This is a genomic window from Prauserella rugosa (assembly GCF_000719975.1).
GTDB classification, from domain to species: domain Bacteria; phylum Actinomycetota; class Actinomycetes; order Mycobacteriales; family Pseudonocardiaceae; genus Prauserella; species Prauserella rugosa.
Genome location: NZ_JOIJ01000003.1, coordinates 126,593 through 141,241, shown reverse-complemented (window position 1 = coordinate 141,241; position 14,649 = coordinate 126,593). Strand labels below are relative to the sequence as shown.

General features: G+C 71.3%; 12 protein-coding genes and 1 pseudogene. 10 read left to right on the top strand and 3 right to left on the bottom strand.

The features are described 5' to 3' along the window. Positions 1 to 101 precede the first annotated feature (101 nt). The 8 genes and pseudogenes from IF64_RS0105680 (at position 102) to IF64_RS0105640 (ending at position 10,487) form a co-directional block, all read left to right on the top strand. A complete protein-coding gene (locus IF64_RS0105680; RefSeq protein WP_030530946.1) occupies positions 102 to 770 on the top strand; it encodes a hypothetical protein in 669 nt (222 codons plus the stop codon). A 453-nt stretch (positions 771 to 1,223) separates the two neighbouring features. Beyond that, entirely contained in the window at positions 1,224 to 4,457 is a 3,234-nt protein-coding gene (gene ileS / locus IF64_RS0105675) for an isoleucine--tRNA ligase (protein ID WP_030530945.1), read from the top strand. Positions 4,458 to 4,561: 104 nt separating this feature from the next. Next, a complete protein-coding gene (locus IF64_RS27015; protein ID WP_030530944.1) occupies positions 4,562 to 4,939 on the top strand; it encodes a hypothetical protein in 378 nt (125 codons plus the stop codon). Positions 4,940 to 4,972: 33 nt separating this feature from the next. Continuing rightward, positions 4,973 to 6,484 (top strand): sensor histidine kinase, encoded by a 1,512-nt coding sequence (locus IF64_RS0105665; RefSeq protein WP_084705677.1) that lies wholly within the window; start codon positions 4,973 to 4,975, stop codon positions 6,482 to 6,484. After that, on the top strand, positions 6,481 to 7,143 hold the full coding sequence (locus IF64_RS0105660) for a response regulator transcription factor (RefSeq protein WP_030530942.1): 663 nt from the start codon (positions 6,481 to 6,483) through the stop codon (positions 7,141 to 7,143). The genes IF64_RS0105665 and IF64_RS0105660 overlap by 4 nt, the downstream gene beginning before the upstream one ends. A gap of 238 nt (positions 7,144 to 7,381) precedes the next feature. After that, a pseudogene (locus IF64_RS25225) lies at positions 7,382 to 8,861 on the top strand (potassium/proton antiporter). Positions 8,862 to 8,895: 34 nt separating this feature from the next. Next, a complete protein-coding gene (gene lspA, locus IF64_RS0105645) occupies positions 8,896 to 9,564 on the top strand; it encodes a signal peptidase II (protein ID WP_036875812.1) in 669 nt (222 codons plus the stop codon). Next, positions 9,561 to 10,487 carry an RluA family pseudouridine synthase gene (locus IF64_RS0105640; protein WP_030530940.1) on the top strand — a complete coding sequence of 309 codons (927 nt, stop codon included), beginning with the start codon at positions 9,561 to 9,563 and terminating at the stop codon, positions 10,485 to 10,487. Before lspA ends, IF64_RS0105640 begins: the two co-directional genes overlap by 4 nt. Position 10,488: 1 nt before the next feature. Here the strand turns inward: IF64_RS0105640 and IF64_RS0105635 are convergent, their stop codons facing one another. Next, positions 10,489 to 10,959, bottom strand: coding sequence for a hypothetical protein (locus tag IF64_RS0105635; RefSeq protein ID WP_051757504.1), 471 nt, complete (start codon positions 10,957 to 10,959; stop codon positions 10,489 to 10,491). An 89-nt stretch (positions 10,960 to 11,048) separates the two neighbouring features. Between IF64_RS0105635 and IF64_RS0105630 the strand changes: the two genes are divergently transcribed. Further along, on the top strand, positions 11,049 to 12,725 hold the full coding sequence (locus tag IF64_RS0105630; RefSeq protein WP_030530938.1) for a DUF885 domain-containing protein: 1,677 nt from the start codon (positions 11,049 to 11,051) through the stop codon (positions 12,723 to 12,725). Between the two features lie 158 nt (positions 12,726 to 12,883). Here IF64_RS0105630 and IF64_RS0105625 read toward each other — a convergent pair whose 3' ends face one another. Beyond that, positions 12,884 to 13,138, bottom strand: a complete 255-nt coding sequence (locus IF64_RS0105625) for a hypothetical protein (protein WP_145600390.1) — start codon at positions 13,136 to 13,138, stop codon at positions 12,884 to 12,886. A gap of 73 nt (positions 13,139 to 13,211) precedes the next feature. Between IF64_RS0105625 and IF64_RS0105620 the strand changes: the two genes are divergently transcribed. Further along, on the top strand, positions 13,212 to 13,454 hold the full coding sequence (locus tag IF64_RS0105620) for a hypothetical protein (protein WP_036875811.1): 243 nt from the start codon (positions 13,212 to 13,214) through the stop codon (positions 13,452 to 13,454). Between the two features lie 30 nt (positions 13,455 to 13,484). Here the strand turns inward: IF64_RS0105620 and IF64_RS0105615 are convergent, their stop codons facing one another. Then, a complete protein-coding gene (locus tag IF64_RS0105615; protein WP_030530935.1) occupies positions 13,485 to 14,621 on the bottom strand; it encodes a C40 family peptidase in 1,137 nt (378 codons plus the stop codon). Positions 14,622 to 14,649: the final 28 nt, after the last annotated feature.

Here is a 14,649-nt window from a genome sequence, read left to right as displayed (position 1 = left end):
CCAGCGGCTTCCGCACTCGTCGTGCTCACTGACAGAGACGGTTCCGGCACCCTGTGGAAGGGGCCGGGACCGTCTCTGTCGTTCTCGTGTTGTAATTCACTGTGCTCTACATCGTTCTGATTCTCGTGCTGGGCGCGCTCGGCCTCGTGGTCGCCGCCCTGATCACCGCCGAGTCGCTGTGGGCGTGGATCTCGCTCGGCGTCTCGGTCGTCGCCGGCATCCTGCTGCTGATCGACTGGTGGCGTCGCCGCCGGGCCCTGCGCGCGGCCGACTCCGCCGAGGACACGGCCGACGCCTCGGACACCGAAGCCTCCGACCGCGCTGACCGCGCCGGCGATGCCGAAGAGGCCGACGAGGCGGTCGGGACGGCGTCCTCGAAGGCCGGGAGGGCTGTGGAGGACACCGAGGACGCCGAGGACATCGAGGACACTGAGGACATCGAGGACGCCGATTCCGAGGACGAGGAGATCGATCCGGCCGCGTCGACCGCGCTGCTGGCCTCGTCCGGGGAACTGGACGACCCGGACGCCGAACCCGCCGAGGAACGGGCGGCCGCCGAGGACGTGCGCATCGTGTCGGTGCTCGAGGACGAGGTCGTGGTGGTCGACGAACGTCCGCGCTATCACCTCACCGACTGCACCTGGCTGCAGACGCGCGAGACGATTCCCCTGCCGGTGCGCGAAGCCCGCGAGCTCGGATTCAGCCCCTGCGGCCGCTGCTGGCCCGACGCCACCCTGGCCCGGCGCAGCCGCGAACGTGCCGAAGCCTGAACACCACCTCCCCAAACGACCGCCCCAACCCGACCGCCTGAACCGCAGCGCCCGAAACCGCACCGCTCGAAACCCGACCGCCTGAACCGCGCCGCCGGGGCGGGGCCGACGAGGCAGGGTGACGGCGAGCCTGGTCGGACGGGGTCCGGAGGGACCCGTTAACCTGGATGCATACGGCGACGATCCGGCCATCACCGGGGAGCTTCCGGAAGAACGGGCAGTAGCGGGACGCCGACGGGGCAGCAGTGCCCCGGCACGGGCGTCCCGGCATCGGCCTCAGTAGAACCGGACGGCAGCGGCCCGTCACAGCCGCCGAACGAGAGGCCCGCGCGTCCGCGCGCGGGCAAGCGGGGTGGTACCGCGGAACGTGCGCCTCACGGCGCCGGGTCGTCCCCGTGTGGGCCGCGTGCGGCCCGTACGGCAACACGGACATTTCCGCGAGGAGCACACCGGATGTATCCCAAGGCGTCCGTCGGCGAACAGCCCGCCGACGAGGTCCCCTCCCAGCCGTCGTTCCCCGCGCTGGAGCGGGACGTTCTGGCGTACTGGGAGAGCGACCGCACCTTCCAGGCCACCGTCGAGGCGCGGGACGCGGGCACGAACGGCGACAACGAGTACGTCTTCTACGACGGCCCGCCGTTCGCCAACGGCCTGCCGCACTACGGTCACCTGCTGACCGGCTACGTCAAGGACATCGTTCCCCGCTACCAGACGATGCGGGGCAAGCGGGTCGAACGACGCTTCGGCTGGGACACCCACGGTCTGCCCGCCGAGTTGGAGGCCGAACGGCAGCTCGGCATCACCGACAAGTCGCAGATCGACGAGATGGGCATCGCCGAGTTCAACCGGGCGTGCCGGGAGTCGGTGCTGCGCTACACCGCCGAGTGGCAGGAGTACGTCACCCGCCAGGCGCGGTGGGTCGACTTCGACCACGACTACAAGACGCTCGACGTCACCTACATGGAATCGGTGATCTGGGCGTTCAAGCAGCTGTGGGACAAGGGGCTCGTCTACGAGGGGTACCGGGTCCTGCCGTACTGCTGGCGCGACGAGACGCCGCTGTCCAACCACGAGCTGCGGATGGACGACGAGGTCTACCAGTCGCGTCAGGACCCGGCCGTCACCGTCGGCTTCCGCATCGAGGGTGGGGACGAGGCCGGCGCGGGGATCGGCGACGAGCTGGCCGGCACCTACCTGCTGATCTGGACCACCACACCGTGGACCCTGCCGTCGAACCAGGCGACGGCCGTGCACCCGGAGGTGCGCTACGTCGTCGTCGCGCCCGCGACCCTGCCGGGCAAGCGGTTCCTGCTCGCCGAGGACCGTGTCGCGGCCTACGCCAAGGAACTGGGCGAGGATCCGGCCGTCGTCGCGCGGTACACGGGCGAGCAACTGCTGGGGCTGCGGTACGCGCCGCCGTTCCCGTACTTCGTGGGAAGCGAGAACGCGCACCGGATCCTGTCGGCCGACTACGTGACGACCGACGACGGTACGGGCATCGTCCACATCGCACCGGCCTACGGTGAGGAGGACAAGGTCGTCACCGACGCCGCGGGGGTCACGCCCGTCACGCCGGTCGACTCCAAGGGCCGGTTCGACTCCCAGGTGTCCGACTACGAGGGCCAGCAGGTGTTCGAGGCCAACCCGAACATCATCCGCGACCTCAAGAACGGCACCGGTTCGGCCGAGCGGCAGGGGGCGATCCTGCTGCGGCACGAGACCTACGAGCACAGCTATCCGCACTGCTGGCGGTGCCGGAACCCGCTGATCTACCGCGCCGTGTCGTCGTGGTTCGTGGCGGTCACCGAGTTCAAGGACCGCATGGTCGAGCTGAACCAGCAGATCACGTGGTATCCGGAGCACGTCAAGGACGGGCAGTTCGGCAAGTGGCTCGAGAACGCGCGCGACTGGTCGATCTCCCGTAACCGCTACTGGGGCACACCGATCCCGGTGTGGGTCTCCGACGACCCGGCGCATCCGCGCATCGACGTCTACGGCTCGCTCGACGAGCTCGAACGCGACTTCGGGGTGCGGCCGACCGACCTGCACCGGCCGTACATCGACGAGCTGACACGCCCGAACCCGGACGACCCGACGGGGGCCTCGACGATGCGCCGGGTGCCGGACGTGCTCGACGTGTGGTTCGACTCCGGGTCGATGCCGTACGCCCAGGTGCACTACCCGTTCGAGAACGCCGACTGGTTCGAGCATCACTACCCCGGCGACTTCATCGTCGAGTACATCGGCCAGACCCGCGGCTGGTTCTACACGCTGCACGTGCTGGCGACGGCACTGTTCGACCGGCCGTCGTTCCGCACGTGTGTCTCGCACGGCATCGTGCTCGGCTCCGACGGGCAGAAGATGTCGAAGTCGCTGCGCAACTACCCGGACGTGAACGAGGTGTTCGACCGGGACGGGTCGGACGCGATGCGCTGGTACCTCATGGCCAGCCCGATCCTGCGGGGCGGCAACCTCGTCGTCACCGAGAAGGGCATCCGCGACGCCGTGCGGCAGGCCGTCCTGCCGCTGTGGAACTCGTACTACTTCCTGGCGCTGTACGCGCGGGCCGAGGGCGTCGAGGGAACATCGGTCACCGATGCTGAAGCGATGGCTCGGGCCGGCAAGCAGCCCTCGCGGCACGTGCTCGACCGTTACGTCCTGGCCAAGACCCGCGAACTGATCACGGACGTGCAGTCCGCACTCGACGACTGCGACATCGCGGGCGCCTGCGCGACGTTGCGGGACTACCTCGAGGTGCTGACCAACTGGTACGTGCGCCGGTCGCGGGACCGGTTCTGGGAGGGCGACCAGGCGGCCATCGACACGCTGCACACCGTGCTGGAACTCGTGTGCCGCACGGCCGCGCCGTTGCTGCCGATGACGACCGAGGCCGTGTGGCGTGGGCTGACCGGGGGCCGTTCGGTGCACCTGACCGACTGGCCCGACGTCGCCGACCTGCCCGCCGACACCGAGCTGGTCACGGCGATGGACCGGGTGCGCCAGGTGTGCTCGACGGCGCTGTCGCTGCGCAAGGCGAACAAGCTGCGCGTGCGGCTGCCGCTCGCGTCGCTGCTCGTGGCCTCCGACGACGCCGAGCTGCTGCGTCCGTTCGCCGACATCGTCCGTGACGAGGTCAACGTCAAGGCGGTCGAACTGACCACGGACGTCGCCGCGCACGGTGGGTTCGAGGTCGCCGTCAACGCCCGGGTCGCGGGACCGCGCCTGGGCAAGGACGTGCAGACCGTCATCAAGGCGGTCAAGTCCGGCGACTGGACCACGAACGACGAGGGCGCGGTCGTCGCGGCCGGCATCGAGCTCGTCGAGGGTGAGTACGAGCGCAGGCTCGTCGCCTCGGGTGACGGTGTGGCGGGCGAACTGCCCGGCGGATCGGGGCTCGTCCTGCTCGACACCGACGTGACCGCCGAGCTCGCGGCCGAGGGCGTGGCCCGCGACCTGGTGCGGGTGGTGCAGCAGGCGCGCAAGGATGCCGGTTTCGACGTGGCCGACCGCATCGCGCTGACCGTCGACGCCCCCGAGGAGGTCGCCAGGGCCGTGGCCGCCCACGAGAGCTTCGTCGCCTCGGAGACGCTGGCCGTCGAGGTGTCCTACGCGCCGGTCGCCGACGGGTTCGCCGGCGCGGTCGGCGACGGCGACAAGGTACGGGTGGCGGTGGCCACGCGCAGCTGATCGCGCATCGCCACCTCGCGACGACAGGCCCGGGTGGGCGAGGATGAGAACTTCTTCATCTTCGGCTCATCCGGGCTTCGTCGTTCGTGAGGAGGGTGGGACGCATGACACCGACACCGAGGGCGCTCGCGCTCGTCGCCGTGCTGGCTCTGCCCGTCGCGGCGATCGTGGCCACGCTGTTGCTGCGCGCCCCGGCCGAACCGCCCGCGCAGACTCCCGTCGTCCGCATCGGGGGCGCGGACGGATCGGGTGGGGCGTTGCCCTCGTTGACCCCGAACCAGTCCAGGCCGACGCAGGACGACCCCTCGGACGCACCACCGGACACCCCGTCGGACACGGCGAACCCGAAGCCCACCCGGGACGTCGTCCCGCCACCGCCGCCCGTGGATGACGATGACGATGACGATGACGGTGACGGGGACGGAGCTGACCGGGACGGCGACCGGGATGACGGAGACGACGACGGTGACGATGACGACTGACCGCTTGCCGTATCCGGCTGAGCGGAGCAGCCGATGACCGACGTGTTCGCCACCCAGGAGACCGCCGCGCCCGGCAGCACGTCCGATGACGACGGGACGTCACCGCGGCGCTCGCGCCGCCCCCGCGGCACGCGCATCCCCGCACGGGTGCAGATCATGGGCTGGCTCGTGCTCGTCATGACCGCCGGGCTGGCCACCGTCGTGCTGCTCGTGGCCGAGTTCGAGTACCGCGCGATCGACGAGCGGGTCAACTCGGGCCTCGCGCAGGACGCGCAGGAGTTCCGCCGGTTCGCCGACGCGGGGACCGATCCCGCCACGGGGCAGGCCGTGGCCGACCCGTACGACCTGTTCTTCCGGCACCTGAGCAGCCAGTACCCGGACCGCGCCGAGATCATGCTCGGCATCGAGGAGACCGCGGGCGGCGGGCTCGACGCGGTGCAGCAGAGCGACGAGGCGTTGCGGGACGTCACGTTCGACGATCCGCTGCTGCGCCGCATCGTCGAGGCTCCCCGCACCACCGGCACCGTCGAGACCCCCGCGGGCGAACTGCGCTGGTTGCGGGTGGACGTGCTGCCGAGGGAGGGCGGCAGCGAACCGAACGCGTGGTTCGTCAGCGGCTACGTCATCGACGAGGCGCGGTCCGACGCCGCCGACACCGTGCGCACGCTGGTGATCATCAGTGCGATCGCCCTCGTGCTCGCCGCGGGCGTGTCGTGGGTGGTGGCGGGCCAGATCCTCGCGCCCGTCAACACGGTGCGCAAGGCCGCGGCCCGGCTGACCGAGGCCGACCTGACCCGCCGGATCCGGGTCGAGGGCCGCGACGACGTGGCCGCGCTGGCCGACCAGTTCAACGCGATGCTGGACCGGCTGGAGCGGGCGTTCGCCACGCGCAGGCAGTTCCTCGACGACGCGGGGCACGAACTGCGTACCCCGATCACCATCGTCCGCGGGCACCTCGAGCTGATGGGCGACGACCCGGCCGAACGGGCCGAGGTCGTGCGCCTGTGCACCGACGAACTCGACCGCATGGCCCGGATCGTGGACGACCTGCTGCTGCTGGCGAAGGCCGAACAGCCGGACTTCGTCCGTCCCGAGTGGACGTCGGTGCCGGAGCTGACGAGCGACATCGACGCGAAGGTGCGGGCGATCGCGCCGCGTTCCTGGACCCTGGAGGCGATCGGCGAGGGCGAGGCCTACGTGGACGCCCAGCGCGTGACCCAGGCGGTGGTGCAGCTCGCGCAGAACGCCGTCCAGCACACGGAGGACGGCGCGAGTATCCGCATCGGATCGTCGGTCGACGAGCGATCGGTGTCGTTCTGGGTCACCGACACCGGCCCCGGCCTCGCCCCCGGCGACGAGGAACGCATCTTCGACCGGTTCGTCCGCGGTGAGGCGGGGGCGCGCGGGGGAACCGGGGCCGGACTGGGACTCGCCATCGTGAAGGCCATCGCCGTGGCCCACCACGGGGACGTGCGGGTGCTCTCGGCGCCCGGCCACGGTGCGACATTCGGATTCGAACTGCCGTTGCGGGGAGGACAGGCATGAGCAGCCGCATCCTGATCGCCGAGGACGAGGCACGGATCGCGTCGTTCATCGAGAAAGGACTGCGTGCCAACGGTTTCACCACGACGGTGGTGGAGGACGGCGACGCCGCGCTCGCACAGGTGGTGGCGGGGGAGTTCGACCTGGTCGTGCTCGATCTCGGACTGCCCAAACGCGACGGTTTCGCCGTGCTCCAGGCGATGCGCAGGGCGCACGTGCAGATCCCGGTGGTGATCCTGACCGCGCGCGACACGGTGCACGACACGGTCGCCGGTCTCGAAGGCGGGGCCGACGACTACATGACGAAGCCGTTCCGGTTCGAGGAGCTGCTCGCCCGTGTGCGGCTGAGGCTGCGCTCGGCCGACCGGGCGCCGGAGGTGACGGTGCTGCGGCACGGTGACCTCTCGCTCGACCTGCGGACCCGCAGGGCCGAGATCCCCGGCGGCATGGTCGACCTGACCGCGCGCGAGTTCTCCCTGCTCGAGCTGTTCCTGCGGCACCCACGTCAGGTGCTGTCGCGCGAGCAGATGCTCTCGCACGTGTGGGGCTACGACTTCGATCCCGGATCGAACGTCGTCGACGTCTACGTCCGCACGTTGCGCCGCAAGATCGGGCAGGACCGCATCGTCACCGTCCGCGGGATGGGATACCGCCTGGACTGACCCGCCCGCGGCCCGAGTTCGGCGCAGCTCGCGGGTCCGTCCATTACCGTGTTCCCATGAGCGGGACACCGGCCGTCGGCGCGTGCCTGCCGCCGTCGTGAAGGGACGGCGGATGCGGGGTGATCGAGATCTCCGGTGGGAAACGCCAGATCATGTCGATCGTCTCGATCGCCTTGCGCGCAACCGCCCGGTTCCGGGCAGAGTGTGACGTCGGGCGGCGAGCGAGGGGACAGCAGGGATGGGTGAGCTTCCGGTCATTCTCGGCTCGGGGGCCATCGTCCTGCTCGCCTCGGTGTTCGCCGTACGGTTCTCGATCCGGCTGGGGCTTGCCCTCGCTGCTGATCTATCTCGGGATCGGCGTGCTGCTCGGGGGAGCCGGGCTCGGCATCGAGTTCGACAACCCGGAGATCACCCAGAGCCTCGGCATGGCGGCACTGGTCATGATCCTGGCCGAAGGCGGACTCACCACGCGGTGGGAGTCCGTGCGCCCCGCACTCGGCCCCGGTATCGCACTGTCCACAGTGGCCATCGCCATCACGGTGCTCGTCGCGGGCACGGCGCTGCACTGGCTGCTGGACCTGGACTGGCAGGTCGCCTTGCTGTGGGGCGCCGTGCTGGCCAGTACCGACGCCGCGGCCGTGTTCTCGATGCTGCGCGGATCGGGCATCAACCGGCGGCTGTCGGGCACGCTCGAGCTCGAATCCGGGCTCAACGACGCCCCGGCCTACATCGCCGTCGTGCTGTTGGCCGGCGGTGCCGCCGTCGACTGGGCGCTACCGTTGCAGGTCGTCTACCAACTGGGGGCGGGCGCGGCCATCGGTCTCGCGCTCGGCTGGCTGGGTGCCCAGGCGCTGCGCCGGATCGCGTTGCCCGCCACCGGTCTGTACCCGCTGGCGACCGTTGCCGTGTGCGTCGTGGCCTACTCGGGCGGCCAGCTCGCCCAGGCCTCCGGTCTGCTCGCGACCTATCTGGCCGGTCTCGTGCTCGGCAACGCGAACCTGCCGCACCGCGGCGACACGCGATCGTTCGCCGAGGGGATCGGCTGGATCGCCCAGATCGGGCTGTTCGTGCTGCTGGGCCTGTTCGCCTCGCCGGAGCGGCTCGTGGGCGGCATCGTTCCCGGACTCGTGGCGGGTGTCGTCGTGCTGGTGCTCGCCAGGCCGGTCTCGGTGCTGGTGTCGATGCTGCCGTTCCGGTTGCCGTGGCGGGAACAGGTCTTCCTGTCCTGGGCCGGTCTGCGGGGTGCGGTGCCCATCGTGCTCGCGACGATCCCGCTCGCGCAGGGCGTGCCGGGTGCGGAACGGCTGCTGGACGCCGTCTTCGTGATCGTCATCGTCTTCACGCTGGTGCAGGGCGCGCTGCTCAGCCCGGTGGCGCGTGTGCTCGGGCTGAGCAGCCCGTCCGAACCGGAGGAGATCGAGGTCGACGCCGCCCCGCTCGACGAGCTCGGCGCGGTGCTGCTCCAGATCGCGATCCCCTCCGGGTCCCGACTGCACGGCGTGTATCTGCGGGAGCTTCGCCTGCCGAGCGGTTCGGGCGTCAGCCTCATCGTCCGGGACGGCCGCAGCTTCACCCCCGACACGCGTGCCCGGCTGCAGACCGGTGATCGGTTGCTCATCGTCACCACGAGCCAGGCGCGCTCGGCGGCCGAACGCCGGATCCGCGCCGTCGACAGGGCCGGCCCGCTCGCGAAGTGGAAGGGCGAGTCAGGGGACTGAGCCGCCGGTCACGCGCGGGGTGGACAATGGACGGGTGAACACCGACCGTGAACCCGAGTCCGGTGCGGCCGGCCCGGACGGCAGCGGCTCCGCCCGTCCCGCGCGCAGGGTCCTGCTGCTGACCCTCGTCGCCGTCGCCGCCTACGTCATCGACCTGGTGACGAAGGTGATCGCGACGGCCCAGCTCGAAGGCGCCGAACCGGTCCGCATCCTCGGCGGTGCCGTCTACCTGCAGCTCATCCGCAATCCCTACGCCGCGTTCGGCATGGACTTCGGCGGTACCTGGCTGCTGGCGCTCGTGGCGATCGTCGTCGTCGGCGTGATCGTCTGGTTCGCGCGGAGGCTGCGCTCCACCGGTTGGGCGATCGGCCTCGGGTTGGTGCTGGCCGGTGCGCTCGGCAACCTCACCGACCGGCTGTTCCGCGCTCCCGGGCCCATGCAGGGCCACGTGGTCGACTTCGTCTCCGTGTTCGGTCCCGACGGGCGCTACTTCCCGGTGTTCAACGCCGCCGACTCGGCCATCACGATCGGCGCGATCCTCATCGTGCTGCTGTCGCTGCTCGGCCACGACTACGACGGCACCATCACGCGGGGGCCGAAGAAGAACGTCCCCGAGGAGAACCGCGAGAACGCCGAGAACGCCGAGAACGCCGAGACCGGCGAGCGGGCCAAGGACCGGACGGGAACGGGGGACGAGTCGTGAGCGCCCGCATGCTGCCCGTGCCGGACGGGCTGGACGGAATGCGGGTCGACGCCGGCTTGGCCAAGCTGCTCGGGCTGTCGCGCACCGCGGTGGCCGACCTCGCGGGCGAGGGCCACGTGCTGCTCGACGGAGCCCCCGCGGGCAAGTCAGACCGCCTCGTCGCGGGCGGGCTGCTCGAGGTGACCCTGCCGGAGCCGCAGGAACCGCCCCAGGTGGTCGCCGAGCCCGTCGAGGGGCTGGTGGTGTTGCACGAGGACGACGACATCGTCGTGGTGAACAAGCCGGTCGGTGTGGCGGTGCACCCGAGCCCCGGCTGGGAGGGGCCGACGGTCGTCGGCGGTCTCGCTGCCGCCGGGTTGCGCATCTCCACCTCGGGAGCGGCCGAGCGGCAGGGCGTGGTGCACCGGCTCGACGCGGGCACCACCGGCGTCATGGTCGTGGCCAAGAGCGAGCACGCCTACACCGTGCTGAAGCGGGCGTTCAAGGAGCGCACCGTGGAGAAGCGCTACCACGCACTCGTACAGGGCCATCCCGATCCGATGCGGGGCACGATCGACGCACCGATCGACCGGCATCCCAAGCACGACTACAAGTTCGCGGTGGTCGCGGGCGGGCGGCCGTCGGTCACGCACTACGAGGTGATCGAGGCGTTCCGCGCCGCGTCACTGGCCGACATCAAGTTGGAGACCGGGCGCACCCACCAGATCCGGGTGCACTTCTCCGCGCTCCGGCATCCGTGCGTGGGCGATCTGACCTACGGTGCCGATCCGGTGCTGGCCCGCAGGCTCGGGGTGACCCGCCAGTGGCTGCACGCCCGTGCGCTCGCCTTCGCCCATCCCGCCGACGGCCGCTGGGTCGAGTTCACCAGCGACTACCCGGCCGACCTGGCCCACGCACTGGAGATCCTGCGCGCCGAGTCGTGAGCTACCTCAGGCGTCCTCCGTTGTCGCGCCGGGTCCACGACGAACTCTGCGGAGGCCCCCACGTGCTGATCGCCGGGTCGAGGGGCACGGCTGGAGCAGGCGTGGGGTTCTGCGGCGAACCGTGCGCAGGTGTCTGTGGTGCCGGCTGGGCCGCGTCCTGCTGCGCGGAAGCCGGAGACCGAACAGGACCGGGCTGAGCGGTACCTGCCTGGGCAGGAGCTGGCTGGGCGGGCCGGTGCGCCGTGGGCGGATGCTGGCCGCCGGTGGCTCCGCCGAGAGCGTTGCGGAGCCGGGTGCCGTCGGCCTCGACCCCGACCGTCAGCGGCAATCCGGAGGCGGACAGGTTCAGCAGACGGTGGGCCGCTTCGCGCGGATCCATGCCCGCTCTGGCCGCGATGTCGGTGAGCGAGGCTCGGCCGAGGTCGGCGACCACGGTGAGCAGTCGTGCGTCGGCGGGATCGGTGACGGACACGGGGTGCAGCCTACCGGCGTTCGGCCACCCGGCTGACCCGTCGAAAACCGCCCAGCCGGGTGGGCCGCATGTGGTTATGCTCGGCGCCCATGGATGACGTCGTGGCACTCGCCGATGAGTACATGGACTTGATGTTCGATGCCGACCCGGTGACCCCGGCGGTCCTCGGGATCGACCCGGAGCGGACCGGCCTCGAGGACCTCGGCGAGGAAGCCGAGCAGCGCCAGTGGCGGGCGCTCACCGACATCGTCACCCGCGCTCGCGCCATCGATCCGGCACGGCTCAGCGCCGAGAGCCGCACGACGCGCGACGTGCTGATCACCTCGGCACAGGCCCGCCTGGAGTCGCTGGATGCGAAGACGCTGGAGTTCTGTGTCTCCGACGGGATGCAGGCTCCCGCGGCGAGCATCCTGACGGTGCTGCCGATGATCCCGGTGGCCACGCCCGCGCAGGCGGCCGCGCATCTGGAGCGGCTGCGCCAGTTGCCGGTGTACCTCGACGAGGCCGCCGAACGTCATCGGGTCGGCATCATGGCGGGCCGGGTGCCGGTGGCGCGTGGTGTGCGCGGCGCGATCGAGCACATCGACCGGTACCTGGCCGACCCGCAGTCCGACCCCCTGTTGCGACAGGAGGCTCCGGACGGGGCAGCCGATTTCGACGACGAACGCGACCGCATCCTCGCCGAGCGGGTGCGCCCCGCGTTCCGGCGCTACCGCGACGTGCTGGAAACCGAGATCCTGCCGCGGGGACGGCCCGACGAGGAAGCGGGCGTGTGCCACATCCCGGGCGGTGACACGATCTACCGGTCGTTGATCCGGGTGCACACGACGTCCGATCGCACGGCCGACGACCTGCACGACACGGGACTGCGCATCATCGACGACCTCGCGCGGGAGTACCGGGAGATCGGCGGCCGGGTGTTCGGCACCGACGATCTGCAGGAGATCTTCCGGCGGCTGCGCACCGACAAGGAACTGCGCTGGAACGACGGGGACGAGCTGCTGGACGCGGCCAGGGCGGCCGTCGCGCGCGCCGAGGAGGCCACCCCGGAGTGGTTCGGCCGGATCCCCTCGCAGCCGTGCGTCGTCGAGGCGGTGCCGGAGGCCGAGGGGCCCGGCGCCCCGCCCGCCTACTACATGCAGCCCGCCGCGGACGGTTCCCGTCCCGGCACGTACTTCGCGAACACGTACAAGGCAGGGGAGCGGTTCCGGCACACCGCGGAGGCGACGGCGTTCCACGAAGCGGTGCCGGGGCACCACTTCCAGCTCAGCACGGCGCTCGGCCTGACCGACCTGCCGCTGCTGCGCAGGCTCGGCGGGTTCACGGCCTACATCGAGGGCTGGGGGCTGTACGCCGAGCGCCTCGCCGGCGAGATGGGGCTCTACTCCGGGGACGTCGCGCTGCTGGGCATGTTGAGCAACGACTCGATGCGCGCGGGCAGGCTCGTGGTGGACACGGGCCTGCACGCCAAGGGCTGGAGCAGGCAGCAGGCCATCGACTACCTGCTCGAGCACACGCCCATGGCCGAGGTCGAGATCGTGTCGGAGGTCGACCGCTACATCAACTGGCCGGGGCAGGCGCTGGCCTACATGGTGGGCAGGCTCGAGATCGAGCGCGTGCGGGCCAAGGCCGAGGAGGCGATGGGGGAGCGGTTCGACATCCGGGCCTTCCACGACGTCGTGCTGGGCGGCGGTGCGCTGCCGTTGTCGGTGCTCGACGACGTGGTGTCGGCGTGGTCCACGGCGGGACAGGTGGTGTCGGCCTGAAGGCGGGTGCGCGGGCCTCGCGTGCGCGCGGGTGAGGGCAGCGCCGCCGGATCGGGGTGAGCATTCCCGGCCGGGTGAGCCCTGTCGGCCCGGTGAGCCCTGTCGGTCGGGGCCGGGGCTGTGCGGTCCGGGGCGCTGCGGTCCGGGGTGCTGCTGGATCAGGGCGAGTCGGCCTGCACGCAGATTCCCCCGCCCTTGTCGGTCATGCCGTCGGGGCAGGTGCGGTCGTGGTCGGGCCCGATCAGCAGGCCCGCGGTGACCAGGGCGGCGAGCACCAGCAGGGAGGGCACCCCGACGAGGATCCACCAGCGGCGCAGGCACGTCGGCTTGCCGCACGCGGGCATGTGCTCGGCGAACGACGAGGCCTCGCCGCACTGGCACGGCGGCCACATCCGCTGACGACGCTTGCCCACGCCGGGCAGGATAGCGCCCCGATCGCCGGTCCGGCGGGTGACACCGTGGGCCGATCGGGGGTACACCTCGACTATGCGCGATCACCGTCAGCCCGACCGCCGTTCGTGGTCGGACGAGCAGGAGCAGTATCCGAAGCAGCCCACGTCGCCGGACGTGCCCGCCCCGCCCAACCGCGACGTGCTCGGCGGCACCGAGGACGTGCCCGAGCCGCCGAACCGCGACGACGTCGACCCGGAGGTGCCGGGCTCGGAACGGGAGGTGCAGGAGGGCGACGACGTCACCCGGGAGGCGGGCAACGTCGAACCGCCGGACTAGCGCCGGACACTGCGGTGGCCACGGGGCGCGTCAGGCCACCGGCCTGCCCGCCCCGGCGTAGGAGTCGCCGGGCGAGCGGTAGTTGTGCACCTGCACGGCCTGCCCGAACGTCGGCGCGTCGATCATCTGCTGGTTGCCGATGTACATGCCGACGTGGTGGATCTTCGTGTTCGGATCGCCGTAGAAGACGAGGTCGCCGAGGCGCGGCTGTTCGTCGGGCCCGATCAGCGGCACCGACGAGTACTGCCAGTGGGCCGTGCGCTGCAGGGTGATGCCCGCCGAGCCGTAGGCGGCGGTGGTCAGGCCCGAGCAGTCGAACCCGGCGTCGCCCTGTTCCTCACCGTTGCCGCCCCACACGTAGGGCAGGCCGATCTTCTCGATGGCGAAGGTGACCGCCTTGATGACCTTCTTGTTGGGCGGCTTGCCCTCCATGCCGACCGTGCCGTAGACGTTCGCGGTCGCCAGTACCCGGTGCAGGAACAGGGGCTCGTCGTGCAGGGCGGACACGCCGGCGAGCCAGTCCTCGCCGCGGTCCAGGTCGCGTCCACCGTCGCACAGCGCGCGTCCCGCGGTGAGTGCGGCGTCGTCGAGGTCCTGGATGTTCGGTGCCCGGCCGGAGGCGGTGTCGGACACGGCCGCCCACTTCTCCCAGACGGCGGGGGAGAGCTGCATCGGCCCGGCCGCGCCCGCCTGGGAGATGACGTCACCGTCGAAGTTGCGCAGTTCGATCGTGTCGATCGGCGTGCTGGGCGTGCCGTCCGGGGTGATCTCGCCGCCGGAGGCCCGGCCGTGGTCGCTCGCGGTACGCCCGATGCCGGCCAGCGTGACCCACGACAGGTTGCACGCGGGCTGCTCCTCGGCCATGCGCACCGTGGCGGTCGCGTAGGAGTGCATGGCGTTGCGCGGGATGTCGAGCCAGCCTGCGACGTCGTCGACCCACTTCTCGAACCTCGGACCGCCGCCCTGGTCGGGGACGCGTTCGGCGGGCTGGGAGCCGGAGCCGGTCTCGGCGCCGTCGTCCTGGTTCGGCTGGGGCGTGGAGGGGCTGCCGCCGGGTGCCGCGGCGCGCGGGCCCGCTGCGACACCGTCGGAGGTGGCCGCGGCGGACACGCCGCCGTCCGATTCGGACGGCGCGAGCCGGACCACCGTGATCACGCCGGCGGCCATGACGACCGCGGTGGCGGCGGCGAGCAGT

Bases quoted from the DNA above. Each gene is read 5' to 3' on its own strand.
- IF64_RS0105630 (WP_030530938.1), top strand. From the start codon at position 11,049: ATGGATGACGTCGTGGCACTCGCCGATGAGTACATGGACTTGATGTTC.
- IF64_RS0105615 (WP_030530935.1), bottom strand. From the start codon at position 14,621: ATGGCCGCCGGCGTGATCACGGTGGTCCGGCTCGCGCCGTCCGAATCG.
- IF64_RS0105665 (WP_084705677.1), top strand. From the start codon at position 4,973: ATGACCGACGTGTTCGCCACCCAGGAGACCGCCGCGCCCGGCAGCACG.
- ileS (WP_030530945.1), top strand. From the start codon at position 1,224: ATGTATCCCAAGGCGTCCGTCGGCGAACAGCCCGCCGACGAGGTCCCC.
- IF64_RS27015 (WP_030530944.1), top strand. From the start codon at position 4,562: ATGACACCGACACCGAGGGCGCTCGCGCTCGTCGCCGTGCTGGCTCTG.
- IF64_RS0105660 (WP_030530942.1), top strand. From the start codon at position 6,481: ATGAGCAGCCGCATCCTGATCGCCGAGGACGAGGCACGGATCGCGTCG.
- IF64_RS0105620 (WP_036875811.1), top strand. From the start codon at position 13,212: ATGCGCGATCACCGTCAGCCCGACCGCCGTTCGTGGTCGGACGAGCAG.